Source organism: Sanguibacter sp. 25GB23B1 (genome assembly GCF_040012415.1).
Lineage (GTDB): Bacteria > Actinomycetota > Actinomycetes > Actinomycetales > Cellulomonadaceae > Sanguibacter.
This window is the reverse complement of record NZ_JBDYKL010000035.1, coordinates 1-14749: the sequence shown is the minus strand read 5'-3', so window position 1 is coordinate 14749 and position 14749 is coordinate 1. Positions and strand designations below refer to the sequence as shown.

At 71.5% G+C, this 14749-nt stretch carries 13 protein-coding genes and 1 riboswitch; of the genes, 9 read left to right on the top strand and 4 right to left on the bottom strand.

The window, feature by feature from the left end; translation table 11 throughout:
• The first annotated feature begins 144 nt into the window (after positions 1-144).
• The 3 genes from sucC (at position 145) to ABKW26_RS16495 (ending at position 3753) form a co-directional block, all read left to right on the top strand.
• Entirely contained in the window at positions 145-1326 is a 1182-nt protein-coding gene (gene sucC, locus ABKW26_RS16505) for an ADP-forming succinate--CoA ligase subunit beta (protein WP_348595056.1), read from the top strand.
• 30 nt (positions 1327-1356) lie between these two features.
• On the top strand, positions 1357-2244 hold the full coding sequence (gene sucD / locus ABKW26_RS16500) for a succinate--CoA ligase subunit alpha (RefSeq protein ID WP_348595055.1): 888 nt from the start codon (positions 1357-1359) through the stop codon (positions 2242-2244).
• A 174-nt stretch (positions 2245-2418) separates the two neighbouring features.
• Positions 2419-3753, top strand: a complete 1335-nt coding sequence (locus ABKW26_RS16495; RefSeq protein WP_348595054.1) for a DUF6350 family protein — start codon at positions 2419-2421, stop codon at positions 3751-3753.
• Here ABKW26_RS16495 and ABKW26_RS16490 read toward each other — a convergent pair.
• Positions 3743-4303, bottom strand: coding sequence for a hypothetical protein (locus tag ABKW26_RS16490; protein ID WP_348595053.1), 561 nt, complete (start codon positions 4301-4303; stop codon positions 3743-3745). The two genes, ABKW26_RS16495 and ABKW26_RS16490, sit on opposite strands and share 11 nt — an antisense overlap.
• 159 nt (positions 4304-4462) lie before the next feature.
• On the opposite strand from ABKW26_RS16490, the gene purN reads away from it, so the two are divergent.
• On the top strand, positions 4463-5104 hold the full coding sequence (gene purN / locus ABKW26_RS16485) for a phosphoribosylglycinamide formyltransferase (RefSeq protein WP_348595100.1): 642 nt from the start codon (positions 4463-4465) through the stop codon (positions 5102-5104).
• A gap of 13 nt (positions 5105-5117) precedes the next feature.
• On the opposite strand, the gene ABKW26_RS16480 is transcribed toward purN, so the two are convergent.
• On the bottom strand, positions 5118-6080 hold the full coding sequence (locus tag ABKW26_RS16480; RefSeq protein WP_348595052.1) for an NAD-dependent epimerase/dehydratase family protein: 963 nt from the start codon (positions 6078-6080) through the stop codon (positions 5118-5120).
• Between the two features lie 124 nt (positions 6081-6204).
• On the opposite strand from ABKW26_RS16480, the gene ABKW26_RS16475 reads away from it, so the two are divergent.
• Entirely contained in the window at positions 6205-6948 is a 744-nt protein-coding gene (locus ABKW26_RS16475; protein ID WP_348595051.1) for a helix-turn-helix domain-containing protein, read from the top strand.
• Positions 6949-6960: 12 nt separating this feature from the next.
• Positions 6961-7048: riboswitch (ZMP/ZTP riboswitch) on the top strand.
• A 72-nt stretch (positions 7049-7120) separates the two neighbouring features.
• A complete protein-coding gene (gene purH / locus ABKW26_RS16470; protein WP_348595049.1) occupies positions 7121-8785 on the top strand; it encodes a bifunctional phosphoribosylaminoimidazolecarboxamide formyltransferase/IMP cyclohydrolase in 1665 nt (554 codons plus the stop codon).
• Here purH and ABKW26_RS16465 read toward each other — a convergent pair.
• A complete protein-coding gene (locus ABKW26_RS16465) occupies positions 8757-10109 on the bottom strand; it encodes an NAD(P)/FAD-dependent oxidoreductase (RefSeq protein WP_348595048.1) in 1353 nt (450 codons plus the stop codon). The genes purH and ABKW26_RS16465 overlap by 29 nt on opposite strands.
• 272 nt (positions 10110-10381) lie before the next feature.
• Here ABKW26_RS16465 and ABKW26_RS16460 point away from each other — a divergent pair, with 272 nt between their 5' ends.
• The gene (locus ABKW26_RS16460; RefSeq protein ID WP_348595047.1) at positions 10382-10618 is read left to right on the top strand and encodes a DUF3017 domain-containing protein; all 237 of its coding nucleotides are present in this window, start codon (positions 10382-10384) and stop codon (positions 10616-10618) included.
• Positions 10619-10736: 118 nt separating this feature from the next.
• Here ABKW26_RS16460 and ABKW26_RS16455 read toward each other — a convergent pair whose 3' ends face one another.
• Positions 10737-12140: an aquaporin gene (locus tag ABKW26_RS16455; RefSeq protein WP_348595046.1), complete on the bottom strand. Its 1404-nt coding sequence runs from the start codon at positions 12138-12140 to the stop codon at positions 10737-10739.
• A gap of 223 nt (positions 12141-12363) precedes the next feature.
• Between ABKW26_RS16455 and ABKW26_RS16450 the strand changes: the two genes are divergently transcribed.
• Positions 12364-13581 carry an NADP-dependent isocitrate dehydrogenase gene (locus tag ABKW26_RS16450; protein ID WP_348595045.1) on the top strand — a complete coding sequence of 406 codons (1218 nt, stop codon included), beginning with the start codon at positions 12364-12366 and terminating at the stop codon, positions 13579-13581.
• Between the two features lie 125 nt (positions 13582-13706).
• A complete protein-coding gene (locus ABKW26_RS16445; RefSeq protein ID WP_348595044.1) occupies positions 13707-14696 on the top strand; it encodes a malate dehydrogenase in 990 nt (329 codons plus the stop codon).
• The last annotated feature ends 53 nt before the right edge of the window (positions 14697-14749 follow it).

Here is a 14749-nt window from a genome sequence, read left to right as displayed (position 1 = left end):
CCGCACCGGGCGCCGGCCGCACCCCCGCTGTGGTCCAGCCGACAGTCGGTCGGGTCCCGCCGAGTGCCCGGGCAGACTACTCTGTGGAGAAAGTGTCTCGATGTCGAGACACCTGTGTACCGGTCGACGAAAGGACGCAGCAGGGTGGACCTGTTCGAATACCAGGCGCGCGACATCTTCGAGAAGCACGGCGTACCCGTGCTTGGGGGAGTGGTCGCCACCACCCCTGAAGAAGCTCGCACAGGCGCAGAAGAGCTCGGCGGAGGAACTGTCGTCGTCAAGGCGCAGGTCAAGACCGGAGGCCGCGGGAAGGCGGGCGGCGTCAAGCTCGCCCACTCTCCCGACGAGGCCGCCGAGAAGGCCGCAGAGATCCTCGGCATGGACATCAAGGGCCACACGGTCCACCGCGTCATGATCGCGGCCGGCGCGAAGATCGCTGAGGAGTTCTACTTCTCCGTGCTCCTCGACCGCTCCAACCGCACGTACCTCGCCATGGCGAGCGTCGAGGGCGGCGTGGAGATCGAGCAGCTCGCCGTCGAGCGTCCGGAGGCGCTCGCCCGCGTCGCGGTCGACCCGATCGTGGGCATCGACCAGGCGAAGGCCGACGAGATCGCGACCGTGGCCGGCTTCGCCGACGACATCAAGGCGCAGGTCGCCGACGTCTTCATGAAGCTGTGGACGGTCTACAAGGAAGAGGACGCGACGCTCGTCGAGGTCAACCCCCTCGTCCGCACCGAGGACGGCTCCATCGTCGCGCTCGACGGCAAGGTCACGCTCGACGAGAACGCGTTCTTCCGCCACGCGGACCACGCCGAGCTCGAGGACACCGCTGCGGCCGACCCTCTCGAGGCGAAGGCCAAGGAGAACGACCTCAACTACGTCAAGCTCGACGGCACGGTCGGCATCATCGGCAACGGCGCGGGGCTCGTCATGAGCACCCTCGACGTCGTCGCGTACGCCGGTGAGCTGCACGGCGGCGTCAAGCCCGCGAACTTCCTCGACATCGGGGGCGGCGCCTCCGCCGAGATCATGGCTGCCGGGCTCGACGTCATCCTCGGCGACGCCCAGGTGAAGTCCGTGTTCGTCAACGTCTTCGGCGGCATCACCGCGTGCGACGCCGTCGCCAACGGCATCGTCAAGGCGCTCGAGATCCTCGGCGACCACGCGACGAAGCCGCTCGTGGTCCGTCTCGACGGCAACAACGTCGAGGAAGGCCGCCGCATCCTCGCGGACGCCGCTCACCCGCTCATCACCATCGCGGACACGATGGACGGCGGCGCCGACAAGGCGGCCGAGCTCGCCCACGCCGCCGCGACGAACGCCTGACGGCCCGAGAACGAGAGCAGAAGCAGACACATGGCAATCTTCATCACTGCGGACTCCAAGGTCATCGTCCAGGGCATGACCGGCTCCGAAGGGCAGAAGCACACGACGCGCATGCTCGCGTCGGGCACCAAGGTCGTCGGCGGCGTCAACCCGCGCAAGGCCGGCACGTCCGTGTCCTTCCCGTCGGGCGAGTCGACCGTGGACGTCCCCGTCTACGGGTCGGTCTCCGACGCGATGGCCGCGACCGGCGCCGACGTCTCCGTGATCTTCGTCCCGCCGGCCTTCACCAAGGCCGCCGTGGTCGAGGCGATCGAGGCGCAGATCCCGCTCGTCGTCATCATCACGGAGGGTGTGCCCGTCAAGGACACCGCCGAGTTCTTCGCGCTCGCGCAGGAGAAGGGCGTGCGGCTCATCGGCCCCAACTGCCCCGGCCTCATCAGCCCCGGACTCTCCAACGTCGGCATCATCCCCGCGAACATCACGGGTCCGGGCAAGGTCGGCCTCGTGTCGAAGTCCGGCACGCTGACGTACCAGATGATGTACGAGCTCCGTGACTTCGGGTTCTCCACCGCGATCGGCATCGGTGGCGACCCCATCATCGGGACCACGCACATCGACGCCCTCGAGGCGTTCGAGGCCGACCCCGACACCGCCGCGATCGTCATGATCGGCGAGATCGGCGGCGACGCCGAAGAGCGTGCTGCGGCGTACATCAAGGAGCACGTGACGAAGCCCGTCGTGGGTTACGTCGCCGGCTTCACGGCGCCCGAGGGCAAGACGATGGGCCACGCCGGCGCCATCGTCTCCGGCTCCTCCGGTACCGCCCAGGCCAAGAAGGAAGCCCTCGAGGCTGCGGGCGTCAAGGTCGGCAAGACGCCGTCCGAGACGGCCGCGCTCATGCGCGAGATCCTCTCCTGACCTGCACCACCTGCAGCACCCTCGCGTAGCTCCACGGGCGCGCGCACGAAGGGCCGTCCCGCGACCAGCGGGACGGCCCTCCGTCGTCGAGGAGGGCGTCTACGACGCCGCCCGACGCGCGGCTCGCCGGGCGGCCTGCCCGAGCAGACCGCGGTCTCGGGAGACGATGGCGGGGTGACACCACGACCTCCCGCCCCGTCGCCACCACCGGCTCCCGCGGTCACCGACCGTCTCGGTGCGTTCCGGCGCACCCTCGAGCAACGACTTCCGTCGGACACGAGGACGAGCGCATCGACGGCCGGTGCCTCGACCTGGGTGTCGGGTGTGCTCAGCGGTGTCCAGGCGCTCGTGTTCTCCCTCGCGGTGACGCTCGTCCCTGCGGTCGCGATGGCGATCGCCGGCTCGGCCCAGGCGGGCGACCAGCCGACGCCGTGGGGCGGGGCGCTGGGCGTCTCGAGCGGGATCTGGCTCCTCGCTCACGGAGTCCCGCTCATCACCGGTCCGGCGACGCTGACACTCGTCCCGCTGGGCCTGAGCGTCGTCACGCTCTTCGGTGCGTTCGCCTCGGCCCGGCGCACGATGGCGCCCTCCTGGTCGGCGTTGGTCGCCGGGGTCCTCGCCTATGCGGTCGGCACGTGCTTCGTCGCGCTCGTCGCCGGCGCGGGAGAGATCTCGCAGGTGGTGGCTGCGGCGTTCGGCGGTGTGCTCGTCGGTGCCCTCGGGCTGGGAGCAGGGCTCTTCGCTCGACCCGACGCCGGTCGTCTCCGCCGGGGTGCCGTCGCGCTCGTCGGTCGGCTCCCGGTGAGCGTCCGCCTCGGCCTTCGAGGTGCGCTCGTCGCCGTCGCGGCGCTCGTCCTGGCGTCGACGCTGCTCGTGCTCGTGTGGGTGCTCTCAGGCCGGTCCGCGAGCCGCGACGTCATCGCGGCGCTGGGCCTCGACGGCCTGAGCGGGGTGTCGCTCGCGGTCGCTCAGCTCGCCCTCGTCCCGGATCTCGTCGTGTGGGCCCTCACCTGGCTCGCCGGACCCGGCTTCGCGGTGGGCTCGGGGACGCACTTCGGGATCGACGGCGTCACCTCAGGTCCGCTCCCGGCGATCCCGCTCCTCGGCGGGCTCCCGGGCCCGTCCTCCGGCGGTGGAGCGGCCGCATGGGCGCCAGCCGTCGTCGTCGCGGCGGGCATGCTCGCGGGAGTGGTCATCCATCGCGCGCTCGAGCGGATCGCCTGGTGGCACGTCCTCGTGCTCGCGCCGGTCTGCGGGCTCGGCGCCGGGGCGGTCAGCGGCGCGCTCGTCGCCCTGGCCTCCGGTTCTGCCGGTCCGGGACGGCTCGGGGACGTGGGTGCGTCGGGGACCTTCGTGGGACTGTGCGTCGCGGCGCTCGTCGCGCTCGGGTGCCTGGTCGTCCTCGTCGTCGCTCGGCGCGAGGTGCGTGGTGCCGTGCGCGGTGCGGTGCGCCGCCGGACCGGCGCCGGCTCGCCCGCCGACCAGGTGGACCCCGCACTCACCCCGTGAGCGAGTCCTGGTACTCCTCGAGGCCCTCCCGGTAGTCGGTGAGGCACTGTGCACGGGCGGAGTGGGTGATCGCCTCGCTCATGCACGTCTGGCGCTCCATCTCGACGTCCCAGACCGGGATGACGGCGAGCGTCGCCAGCCCGAGCGTGGCCGAGACCGCCATCCCGGCGGCGACCGCGACGACGACCATGCCCCGGACCTTCGCACGCCAGGCGCGCCGGAGCGCCAGACCCCCGGCGACGAGGGCCGCGACCGCGAGCGCGACGCTGCCCATGCGCCACGGGAGGGGCGCAGAGCTGAGGAGGAGGCAGGCGAGGAGGATGAGCGCGAAGACCATGAGGCGCCGGGACAGGTGTCGCACGACCTCGGGGTCGACGGGCTCGCGCGGTGCCCGCGCGCCCGCTCCGCGTCGGCCGCGCGGCTGCTGCTCGGGCGTCCTGTCGCCCCACCCGTCCGGCGTGGGTCCGGCGGGCTGACGCTGCTGGTCGCCCTGCTGGTCACCGGACGGCGGAGGGGTGCCCGGAGGCTTCGGTGCGTACGGGTTTCCCATGCGTCCATTGTCGCCCATCACCGCCGGTCTCCCGCCGCTGCGACGCCTGCACCCGCTAGAGTTCCGAGCGTGACGTCATCTCGCCCCGACCCCCGATCCCACCCGGCCGCGCGTCCCGGAGAGGCCGGTCGGCGTACTCCCTCGGGCCATGCCGTCGAGGTGGTCGGGACCGGTTCGTCGACCGCACGGGTCGTCGTCCTCGCCTCAGGGGGTGGCAGCAACCTGGCCGCCCTCCTGGCTGCGCACGACGACGCGGCGTACGGTGCGCGCGTCGTCGCCGTGGTGACCGACAACCCGGGTGCGGGCGCGCTCGGCCTCGCTCGCGACGCCGGTGTCGCCAGCGCGGTCGTCGAGCCCCGGTCGTTCGCCGACCGTGCGGAGTGGGACGCGGCGCTCGCCGAGACCGTGGCCGTCTTCCACGCCGACTACGTGGTCAGCGCCGGGTTCATGCGCATCCTCGGTCCCGCGTTCCTCGGCCGGTTCGGGGGGCGGACCGTGAACACCCACCCGGCGCTCCTGCCGTCCTTCCCCGGGGCGCACGGCGTCCGCGACGCGCTCGCGTACGGTGTGGCGGTGACGGGCTGCACGCTGCACGTCGTCGACGCCGGTGTCGACACGGGGCCGATCGTCGCGCAGGTCGCGGTGGCCGTCGAGCCCGATGACGACGAGGCGACGCTGCACGAGCGGATCAAGGCGGAGGAACGTCGGCTGCTCGTGGAGTGGGTCGGGCGGATCGCGCGGGGTGGCCTGCACGTCGACGGTCGTGTCGTCGTGGTGGGGCACGACAGGACGGTGTCGTAGGCACGGTGAGACCTCACGCGTGCTGGGTGGTGCGCCACCAGCCGACGGTCTCGGTCGCGATCGTGTCCCACGTCGTGGGCGTGATCCCCAGGGCGCGCTGTGACGCGGTCGAGTCCATGACGAACGGCTCCGTGAACTGGTAGCCGATCTTGTGGATCTCGCGCATCATCGGGACCGCGACACCCGCGGCGGCGACGGCCCACATCGGCACCGGCCTGATCCTCGGCTCGGGGACGGCGCTCGTCCGTCGGGCGGCGTCTGCGAAGGCGCTCACCACCTCGCGGAACGAGCGCGGGTCCGGGGACGGTGCGTGCCAGGCGTGGCCCCAGGCGCTCTCGGTCCGGCCGGCGGCGACGAGCGCGGCGGCGAGGTCCGGCAGGTACGTCCAGGTGTGCGGGGCGTCGGCGCTGCCGACGGGTCGGATGGTGCGTCCGGCGAGGAGCGGTTCGAGGATCCGCTCGCCGACGTGCGAGGTGACGAGGGCGCGAGGCCCGATGTAGTCGCTCGCGCGCACCTCGGTCGCGCGGAGGCGTCCGGCGGCGTGCCGACGCTCGGCCTCGCGCCACATCTCGGCGCGCACCTGGGCCTTCGGCAGTGTGCTGGACAACGGGGTCGTCTCGGTCATGGGGCCTGTCGTGGGTCCGTAGGCGTAGAGGTTGGCTGCGGTGACGAGGACGGCGTCGTGCGTCTCGGCGGCTGCCAGGAGTGCCTCTCCGACCGGGGGCCAGTCGGTGAGCCAGCGGTGGTAGGCGGGGTTGGCGCAGTTGTAGAGGACGTCGGCGTCCTGTGTGGCGCGGACGAGCTGCGACGTGTCGGCGGCATCGGCGGCGACGTGGTGCGCTCCGGCGGTCGCCGGCTCGTCCCGTCCGGGAGCTCCGGAGCGGCTGACGATCCGGACGTCCTCTCCGGCGGCGAGGAGGTGGGCTGCTGTCGTGGTGCCGATGGGGCCCTTGCCGAGGACGACGTGCAGGGTCATGGTTCTCTCCTCCGAGGTGTGAGCGGTGCTCTCCGGTGCGATCGATGCTCGCACGGGCGCAGGGAGTGCGTCAAGAGCACTGCTCTCTTTTGCGTGCAGCGCTTCCACCGGGCAGACTTGCCCGGTGAACACACCCCGGACCGCACGCGAACGAGCGCGCGCAGAAGTCATGGCGGAGCTCCTCGCCGCCGCCAAGGAGAGGCTGAGCGTCGAGGGCGCCGCCGGGCTCTCCCTGCGTGCGGTCGCACGCGACCTCGGCATGGCGTCGTCGGCCGTGTACCGCTACGTCGAGTCCCGTGACGCGCTGCTCACCCTCCTCATCATCGAGGGGTACGACGCCGTCGGGGACGCCTGCGAAGAGGCCCTGCGCGTGTCCCACGAGCGCGGCGAGACCCCGGCACAGGCATGGCTCGCGGTGGCCCGCGCCGTGCGCGCGTGGGCCGTCGCGAACCCCCGCAGCTTCGAGCTCGTCTACGGCACGCCCGTCCCCGGGTACCAGGCGCCCCAGGACACGGTCGCCTCGGCGGTCCGTCTCTGGGGCGTCGTCCAGACGATCCTTCTCAGCGCGCTCGCAGACGGCTCCCTGCGGCCACCGGGGGGTCGGCTCGACGCCTCCGGGCTGCTCTCCAGCGAGACGCTCACCTTCGTCGGCATCGACCTCACGGACCCGACCGCGGACCCGGAGACCCGGTGCGCCCTCGAGAACGCGGTCGCCCGATCCTTCACCCTCTTCTCCTCGCTCGTCGGTGCGATCAGCGCCGAGCTCTACGGACACCTCCACCGGGTCGTCACGGACTACGACCGCGCCTTCGACGTGACCATCGCGACCGCGGCGGCCGGCGTCGGGCTCTTCATCGAGCTCGACTGAGCAGATAGGATCGGGGACGGTCGCGACTGGCGAGGGTGGGGTTCACCACCGGGGAGCGGCCGATCGTCCCTGTGCAGCGCCGTCCGCCTGGGCGCCTGGGCATTCGTAGTGACCCACCGGAGAGCCGTGCTCTCCGACATCACGATCGACCCGCCACGACAGGAGTACGCAGATGTCCGCAGCACCCAGCCCCTCCGCCCACCCGACGGCCGCCGCCCCGCAGCTCTCCGACGACACGCAGCGCCCCGTGCGCCGCGCCCTCGTGAGCGTGTACGACAAGACCGGTCTCGCCGAGCTCGCACAGGCACTCCACGCCGCAGGCGTCGAGATCGTCTCGACCGGCTCGACCGCCTCGACCATCGCCGCAGCAGGCGTCCCGGTCGTCGGCGTCGAGACGCTCACCGGCTTCCCCGAGTGCCTCGAGGGCCGCGTGAAGACCCTGCACCCCCGCGTGCACGCGGGCATCCTCGCGGACACCCGCAAGGAGGACCACCTCCGCCAGCTCGACGACCTCGACATCGCACCGTTCGAGCTCGTCGTGGTCAACCTCTACCCCTTCACCGCGACGGTCGCGTCCGGCGCGAGCCCCGACGAGTGCGTCGAGCAGATCGACATCGGCGGCCCCTCTATGGTCCGCGCCGCCGCGAAGAACCACCCGAGCGTGGCCGTCGTCGTCGACCCCGCCGGGTACCCGGCCGTCGTCGACGCCGTCCGGTCCGGCGGCTTCACCTACGCCCAGCGCAAGGCGCTCGCCGCCGAGGCGTTCGTCCACACGGCGACCTACGACGTCGCCGTCGCGAGCTGGATGGGCAACGTCGTGTCGCCCACCGACACGGTGGTCACCGAGGCGGGCCCGGTCGCCTCCGGCTTCCCCGCCTGGGTCGGCGCCACCTGGACCCGCTCCGACGTCCTGCGCTACGGCGAGAACCCGCACCAGCGTGCCGCCCTCTACACCTCCGGCGACGCCGCTCCCGGTCTTGCGCAGGCGACCCAGCTGCACGGCAAGGCGATGAGCTACAACAACTACGTCGACGCCGACGCCGCGTGGCGCGCCGCCCACGACCACTCGCGCCCCGCCGTCGCGATCATCAAGCACGCCAACCCGTGCGGCATCGCCGTCGGCGACGACATCGCCGACGCGCACGCCAAGGCGCACGCGTGCGACCCGCTCTCCGCGTTCGGCGGAGTCATCGCCTCCAACGGCCTTGTGACGCGCGCCGCAGCCGAGCAGATCGCCCCGGTCTTCACCGAGGTCGTCGTCGCACCGGGCTTCGAGCCCGAGGCGCTGGAGATCCTCACGGCGAAGAAGAACATCCGTCTCCTCCAGGTCGACGCCTCGCCGAGCGCGCCCGTCGAGCTGCGACCGATCAGCGGCGGTCTCCTCATGCAGGCGGTCGACAGGGTCGACGCCGCAGGACCCGACGGCGGGGACGACCCGCAGTCGTGGACGCTCGCCGCCGGCGAGGCAGCGGACGCTGACACGCTCGCCGACCTCGAGTTCGCCTGGCGCGCCGTCCGCGCCGTGAAGTCGAACGCGATCCTCCTCGCGTCCGGCGGAGCGTCTGTCGGCGTCGGGATGGGGCAGGTCAACCGCGTCGACTCCTGCCGTCTCGCAGTCGAGCGGGCGAACTCCGGTGACACCGAGCGGGCCCGCGGCGCCGTCGCGGCGTCGGACGCCTTCTTCCCCTTCGCGGACGGCCTCCAGGTCCTCCTCGACGCGGGCGTGCGCGCCGTCGTCCAGCCTGGTGGATCCGTGCGAGACGCGGAGGTCGTGGCCGCCGCGGAGGCGGCAGGCGTGACGCTCTACCTCACCGGGACACGTCACTTCGCCCACTGACGGGCAGCTCGCTGACGGGCGGCCGGCCGACGGGCGATCCGTCAGCGAGCCGCGCACCGAGGAGCCCGGACCGGGCGTCGACCGCCCGGTCCAGGTCGAGGGCGACCGGCCCGTTCGCCATGAGGCGCCGCGCTGCGCCGACCTCGCGCGGCGAGTCGACCACGAGGATGCCCGTGACCAGGCCGTGGGGCGCCACGTACAGGGCGCTCCACGGCGCGCCCGGCACCGACGGTTCGCCGCGCACGACGACGCGGTCGACGACAGGGTCCGGCAACCCGAAGAGAGCGATGTCGTGGCCGAGCTGGCGCGAGAACACGTAGGGCGCCGGAGCGGTGGCATCCTCGGGCACGAGGCCGAGGACGGCCCGCGCCACCCGGTCCGGGTCGAGGAGAGCGGCAGACCAGTGGCCGCCCGGGACGTGCTCCCACACCGGGTCCTCGCGCGTCGCGCAGTCCCCGACGGCGTACACGGCCGCCAGGTCACCGCCCGTCCGGACGCGACCGGATGCGTCCGCCGCGATCGAGCCTCGTGCGTCCATCGGGACCGCCCCGCGGAGCCAGTCGGTCGCCGGGCGCGCCCCGACCGCCGCCAGCACGACGTCGGCAGACAGCAGCCGCTCCGTCCCGTCGTCCGACCGCAGGCGCACACCGTCCGCCGCGACGCCCGTCACCGCGCTCGACACGACGAGCTCGACTCCGGCGTCCGCGTACCACGGAGCGACGAGCGACCCCACCTGCTCACCGAGCTGCCGGTCCAGCGGCACGGACGCCGCCTCGACGACGCTCACACGACATCCGGCCCCGACCGCCGCGCCAGCCACCTCTGCGCCGATCCACCCCGCGCCGACGCACACGAGCCGAGCACCGGGCCGCAGGCTCTCGCGGAGGATCGCCGCGTCCTGGGCGCTGTGCAACGACAGCGCATGCTCCCAGCCCGCCGGGCGGACCGGCTCCGCGCCACAGGCGAGGACGACGACCTCTGCGGTGAGCCGCCGGCCCCGAGCGGTCGTGACCGTCGTCGCGTGCTCACCGACGACGAGGCTCACGGCGGCGTCGTCGAGAACCACCTCGTCGGCGAGCGCCTCGAGGTCCACACCGAGCTCGTCCGAGATCCAGGCCGGCTCCGGGCGAGAGAAGAGCTCCTTGGAGAGCGGAGGTCGGTCGTAGGGGAGGACACCCTCGTCGCCGAGGACGGTCAACCGGCCCGCACAACCGTGCTTGCGCAGCGCCGCGACAGTCTGCGCACCGGCCAGCCCGGCTCCGACGACGAGGACGGACGCGGGGCCGGCGCTGGGTACGGTCTCTGGCGGGTGCGTCAGGTGCATGGAGGCAACGGTAGTCTCAGTGCGGTGGAGTGCTCGTGAACGCGACAGGCAGCGTGATGGTCGACGACGAAGGACAAGGCAGGCTGCACGACAGTGCGCCGGACGCTCGGGCGACCCCTGGGCGACCGGACCAGCCGGACCAGCCCGGTCATCCCGGTGAGCCAGGCGCTGATCCGGGGCGCAGCGCTCCGTGGTACCCGATCGCGACGGGTTCGGAGAGCGGTCAGGTTCCTCGGCACGCTCCCAAGCCGCCTGTCCGCCGCGAGACGGCGATGTGGCTCGTCTGTGTGGGTGTCCTCGCCGTCGTAGCGATCGCGCTCGGGCTCGGAGCGCGCGAGGCTGCCCTCGCTCTCGCGGCGCTCCTGCTGACCGGCAGTGTCGCGCGGGCGGTGATCCCCGGACCCGGGCCGATCGGTATCACCATCCGCTCCCGGGGCGTCGACGTCGCGATGTTCGCCACCCTCGCTCTGATGATCGGCATCCTCGCGCAGACCGCACCGGACATCTAGACCGCGACACCATCTCGACCGCGACACCTGGGTCGCGTGGATCCCGCCAGACACAGCGATGCCCGGCACGTCGCCACCGGAATCCGGTGCAGACGTGCCGGGCATCGGCTGCTCGGTGCTACTTCGAGGGCTCGACGGTGTCGTCCGGGCCGCTGTCCACAGAGTCGGTGGACGGTTCTGCGGGCGGCGCAGGCGAAGCGGGCGCGGAGGCCGCTCCGTCCGCGGCGGGGCCCGTGGTCGGTGCCTTCTTCGCCGGTGCCTTCCGTGCGACGGGCGGCTTGGCCTGTGCCTTCGCCGGTGCCTTCGCGGGCGTCTTCGCCGGTGCCCGCCGGACGGGCGCCTTCTTCACCGGAGCGGGCGCCGCATCGGGGGCGGGCTCCGCGGACGGGGCGGCCTCGGTCGTGGGTGCGGGTTCCGCAGCGACCGGTTCGGTCGGTGCAGGTGCAGCGGCGGCCGTGGTGCTCGTGGTGCTCGTGGTGTCCGTCGAGGTCGACGGCTCGTCGGCGGGGACGACCTCGGTCACGACGACGACCTCCTCGACCTCGGTGACGACGTCGACGTCGTCCTCACCGTCGAGGGTGTCGTCGCGGTAGACGTACTCGACGACGGGCTCCGTCGTCGTGAACCCGCGGTAGAAGAGCGCCGCGATGATCGCGCCGACCAGGGGTGCGGCCCAGAAGATCCAGACGTCCCCGAGGGCCCAGCTGTCGGAGAAGAGCGCGGCGGCGAGCGAGCGCGCAGGGTTGAGCGATCCGCCGGAGAGCGGCGACGCGAGCAGGACGAGGAAGCCGAAGGAGAGGCCGACGACGACCGAGGTGAAGCGGATCCGTGCCCGCTTGTCCGTGACGGCGAGGATGACGCCGACGAAGAGCGCGGTCGCGACGACCTCGATGATGGCGACGGACGTCGCGTCGAACTTCGCGAAGGTGGGGACGACGAGCTGGCCGGCCGAGACGGCCTCGTCGATCTGCTCCTGCGTGGCGCCCTGGTCGAGGTACGTCTTGAAGAACGCTGCGCTCGCCGTGGCGAACGAGGGCGAGTTGTCACCGAATCCGTTGGCGGTGATGGAGAAGAACTCCTTGAGGCTGCCGTACGCCGCGGTGTCTCCGGAGGCGAAGCTCTTGGGGATCGTCGTGAAGAGCGTGGCCGCAGCAGCGACCGCTCCGACGATCTGGGCGACCCAGTAGACCGGGACGTCCTTCCAGGACGTGCGCCCCGCGACCGCGTACCCGAGCGTCACGGCCGGGTTGAAGTGTCCGCCGGAGATGTGGCCGACGGACGCCATGCCGGCCATGAGCGCGATGCCGAAGCCGAGCGCGACGCCGAGGGCGCCCGCTCCGCTGTACGTGGCATAGAGCGCGATGCCGAGCCCGACGAAGACGAGGAGGAACGTGCCGAAGAGCTCTGCACCGATGACCGCGAAGGTGCTGGGCCGGTCGGTGTCACCTGCGGGGGAGAGCCGACGGTCGGAGACCGTGCGGTCCTCGATGAGGGTCTGCTGCGCAGACGCATCCTGAGACATGGGGATCCTGTCGTGTGTGGTGTCGGGTGGGGCTGGAGCTGGTCGCGTCGGGTGCCGCGTTCGCGCGGCACCATCGTGCATCGTTCCACCTCAGTCTGAGAAGCACATGAGTGCGTGCGCGCTTCCCAGCAGGCGGACCGTCGGGTGCAAGATCTCTTGACGTCGAGAAAAGTCGAGTAATCTGGTCGATGGCAATCACCAGACATACAGGAGCGTGCCTCGCATGGGCAAGATCAAGGTAGTAGGGCCGGTCGTCGAGCTCGACGGCGACGAGATGACTCGGATCATCTGGCAGTTCATCAAGGATCGTCTCATCCACCCGTACCTCGACGTCGACCTGCGGTACTTCGACCTGTCGATCGAGAACCGTGACGCCACGGACGACCAGGTGACCATCGACGCGGCGAACGCGATCAAGGAGCACAACGTCGGCGTCAAGTGCGCCACGATCACGCCCGACGAGGCGCGCGTCGAGGAGTTCGGCCTGAAGAAGATGTGGGTCTCGCCCAACGGGACGATCCGCAACATCCTCGGTGGCGTCGTCTTCCGCGAGCCGATCATCATCTCGAACATCCCGCGGCTCGTCCCGGGCTGGAACAAGCCGATCATCATCGGCCGTCACGCGCACGGCGACCAGTACAAGGCGACGAACTTCAAGGTTCCCGGCGCGGGCACCCTGACGCTCACGTACACCCCCGCCGACGGCTCGGAAGAGATCAAGACCGAGGTCGTCACCTACGGGGACGACGGCGGCGTCGCGATGGGTATGTACAACTTCAACGACTCGATCCGCGACTTCGCGCGCGCGTCGTTCGCGTACGGCCTCCAGCGCAGCTACCCCGTGTACCTCTCGACGAAGAACACGATCCTCAAGGCCTACGACGGCCAGTTCAAGGATCTCTTCCAGGAGGTCTTCGACGCGGAGTTCGCCGAGCAGTTCGCTGCGGCCGGCCTCACGTACGAGCACCGTCTCATCGACGACATGGTCGCGTCGGCCATGAAGTGGGAGGGCGGCTACGTCTGGGCGTGCAAGAACTACGACGGCGACGTCCAGTCCGACACGGTCGCGCAGGGCTTCGGTTCGCTCGGCCTCATGACGAGCGTCCTCATGACCCCGGACGGCAAGACCGTCGAGGCCGAGGCTGCCCACGGCACGGTGACACGTCACTACCGTCAGCACCAGCAGGGCAAGCCGACGTCGACGAACCCCATCGCGTCGATCTTCGCGTGGACCCGTGGGCTCATGCACCGCGGAAAGCTTGACGGCACGCCCGAGGTCATCACCTTCGCCGAGACGCTCGAGGACGTCGTCATCACGACGGTCGAGTCGGGCAAGATGACGAAGGACCTCGCGCTGCTCATCAGCAAGGACCAGGAGTGGCTCACCACCGAGGACTTCCTCGCCGCGCTCGACGAGAACCTCGCCGCGCGCCTCGCCTGAGGTAGCGATCCACCGCCGGGTGCGTGATCGTTGGACCGGGACGCGAGTCCCCGGTCGACGGTCACGCACCCGCGTCCGTCCGCCCGGTCACCGGCCGGTATCTGTTCTGACAAAGGAGTTGTGACATGAGCCCCACCCCTGTGAACGTCACCGTGACCGGTGCTGCCGGCCAGATCGGGTACGCCCTGCTCTTCCGGATCGCTTCCGGCCAGCTCCTCGGTCCGGACGTTCCGGTCCGTCTGCGTCTCCTGGAGATCCCGCAGGGGGTCAAGGCGGCGGAGGGCACCGCCATGGAGCTCGACGACTGCGCCTTCCCGCTCCTCGCCGGCATCGACATCTTCGACAACCCGCGCGACGGCTTCGACGGCGCCAACATCGGACTCCTCGTCGGGGCGCGCCCACGGACGAAGGGCATGGAGCGCGGTGACCTCCTCGAGGCGAACGGGGGGATCTTCAAGCCGCAGGGCGCGGCCATCAACGCCGGCGCCGCGGACGACATCCGGGTGCTCGTCGTCGGGAACCCCGCGAACACGAACGCGCTCATCGCTGCCGCGCACGCGCCGGACGTCCCGTCGTCGCGCTTCAGCGCGATGACGCGCCTCGACCACAACCGTGCACTGACGCAGGTGGCCAAGCGCGCCGGGGTGGCCGTCGACGACGTCCGCAGGCTGACGATCTGGGGCAACCACTCGGCCACCCAGTACCCGGACGTCTTCCACGCGGAGCTCGCCGGAGCACCTGCGACCTCCCTGACGGCCGACGAGTCGTGGCTCGTCGACGACTTCATCCCCGTGGTGGCGACGCGCGGCGCGGCGATCATCGAGGCGCGCGGCGCGTCGTCAGCAGCCTCGGCCGCGAACGCCGCCATCGACCACGTGCACGACTGGGTCAACGGGACGCGCGAGGGCGACTGGACGTCGGCCGGCATCGTCTCGGACGGGTCCTACGGCGTTCCGGAGGGACTGGTGTCCTCGTTCCCGGTCGTCTCGCACGGCGGGGACTGGGAGATCGTCCAGGGTCTCGAGATCGACGACTTCTCACGGGCGCGGATCGACGCTTCGGTGGCCGAGCTCACCGAGGAGCGGGACGCGGTCAGGGCGCTCGGCCTGATCTAGGCGTGACGCGGGGGGGGGGGGGGGGGGGGGGGGGGGGGGGGGGGGGGGGGGCG

Bases quoted from the DNA above. Each gene is read 5' to 3' on its own strand.
- sucD (WP_348595055.1), top strand. From the start codon at position 1,357: ATGGCAATCTTCATCACTGCGGACTCCAAGGTCATCGTCCAGGGCATG.
- ABKW26_RS16490 (WP_348595053.1), bottom strand. From the start codon at position 4,303: ATGGGAAACCCGTACGCACCGAAGCCTCCGGGCACCCCTCCGCCGTCC.
- ABKW26_RS16480 (WP_348595052.1), bottom strand. From the start codon at position 6,080: ATGACCCTGCACGTCGTCCTCGGCAAGGGCCCCATCGGCACCACGACA.
- purH (WP_348595049.1), top strand. From the start codon at position 7,121: ATGTCCGCAGCACCCAGCCCCTCCGCCCACCCGACGGCCGCCGCCCCG.
- ABKW26_RS16465 (WP_348595048.1), bottom strand. From the start codon at position 10,109: ATGCACCTGACGCACCCGCCAGAGACCGTACCCAGCGCCGGCCCCGCG.
- ABKW26_RS16460 (WP_348595047.1), top strand. From the start codon at position 10,382: ATGTGGCTCGTCTGTGTGGGTGTCCTCGCCGTCGTAGCGATCGCGCTC.
- ABKW26_RS16455 (WP_348595046.1), bottom strand. From the start codon at position 12,140: ATGTCTCAGGATGCGTCTGCGCAGCAGACCCTCATCGAGGACCGCACG.
- ABKW26_RS16450 (WP_348595045.1), top strand. From the start codon at position 12,364: ATGGGCAAGATCAAGGTAGTAGGGCCGGTCGTCGAGCTCGACGGCGAC.
- ABKW26_RS16445 (WP_348595044.1), top strand. From the start codon at position 13,707: ATGAGCCCCACCCCTGTGAACGTCACCGTGACCGGTGCTGCCGGCCAG.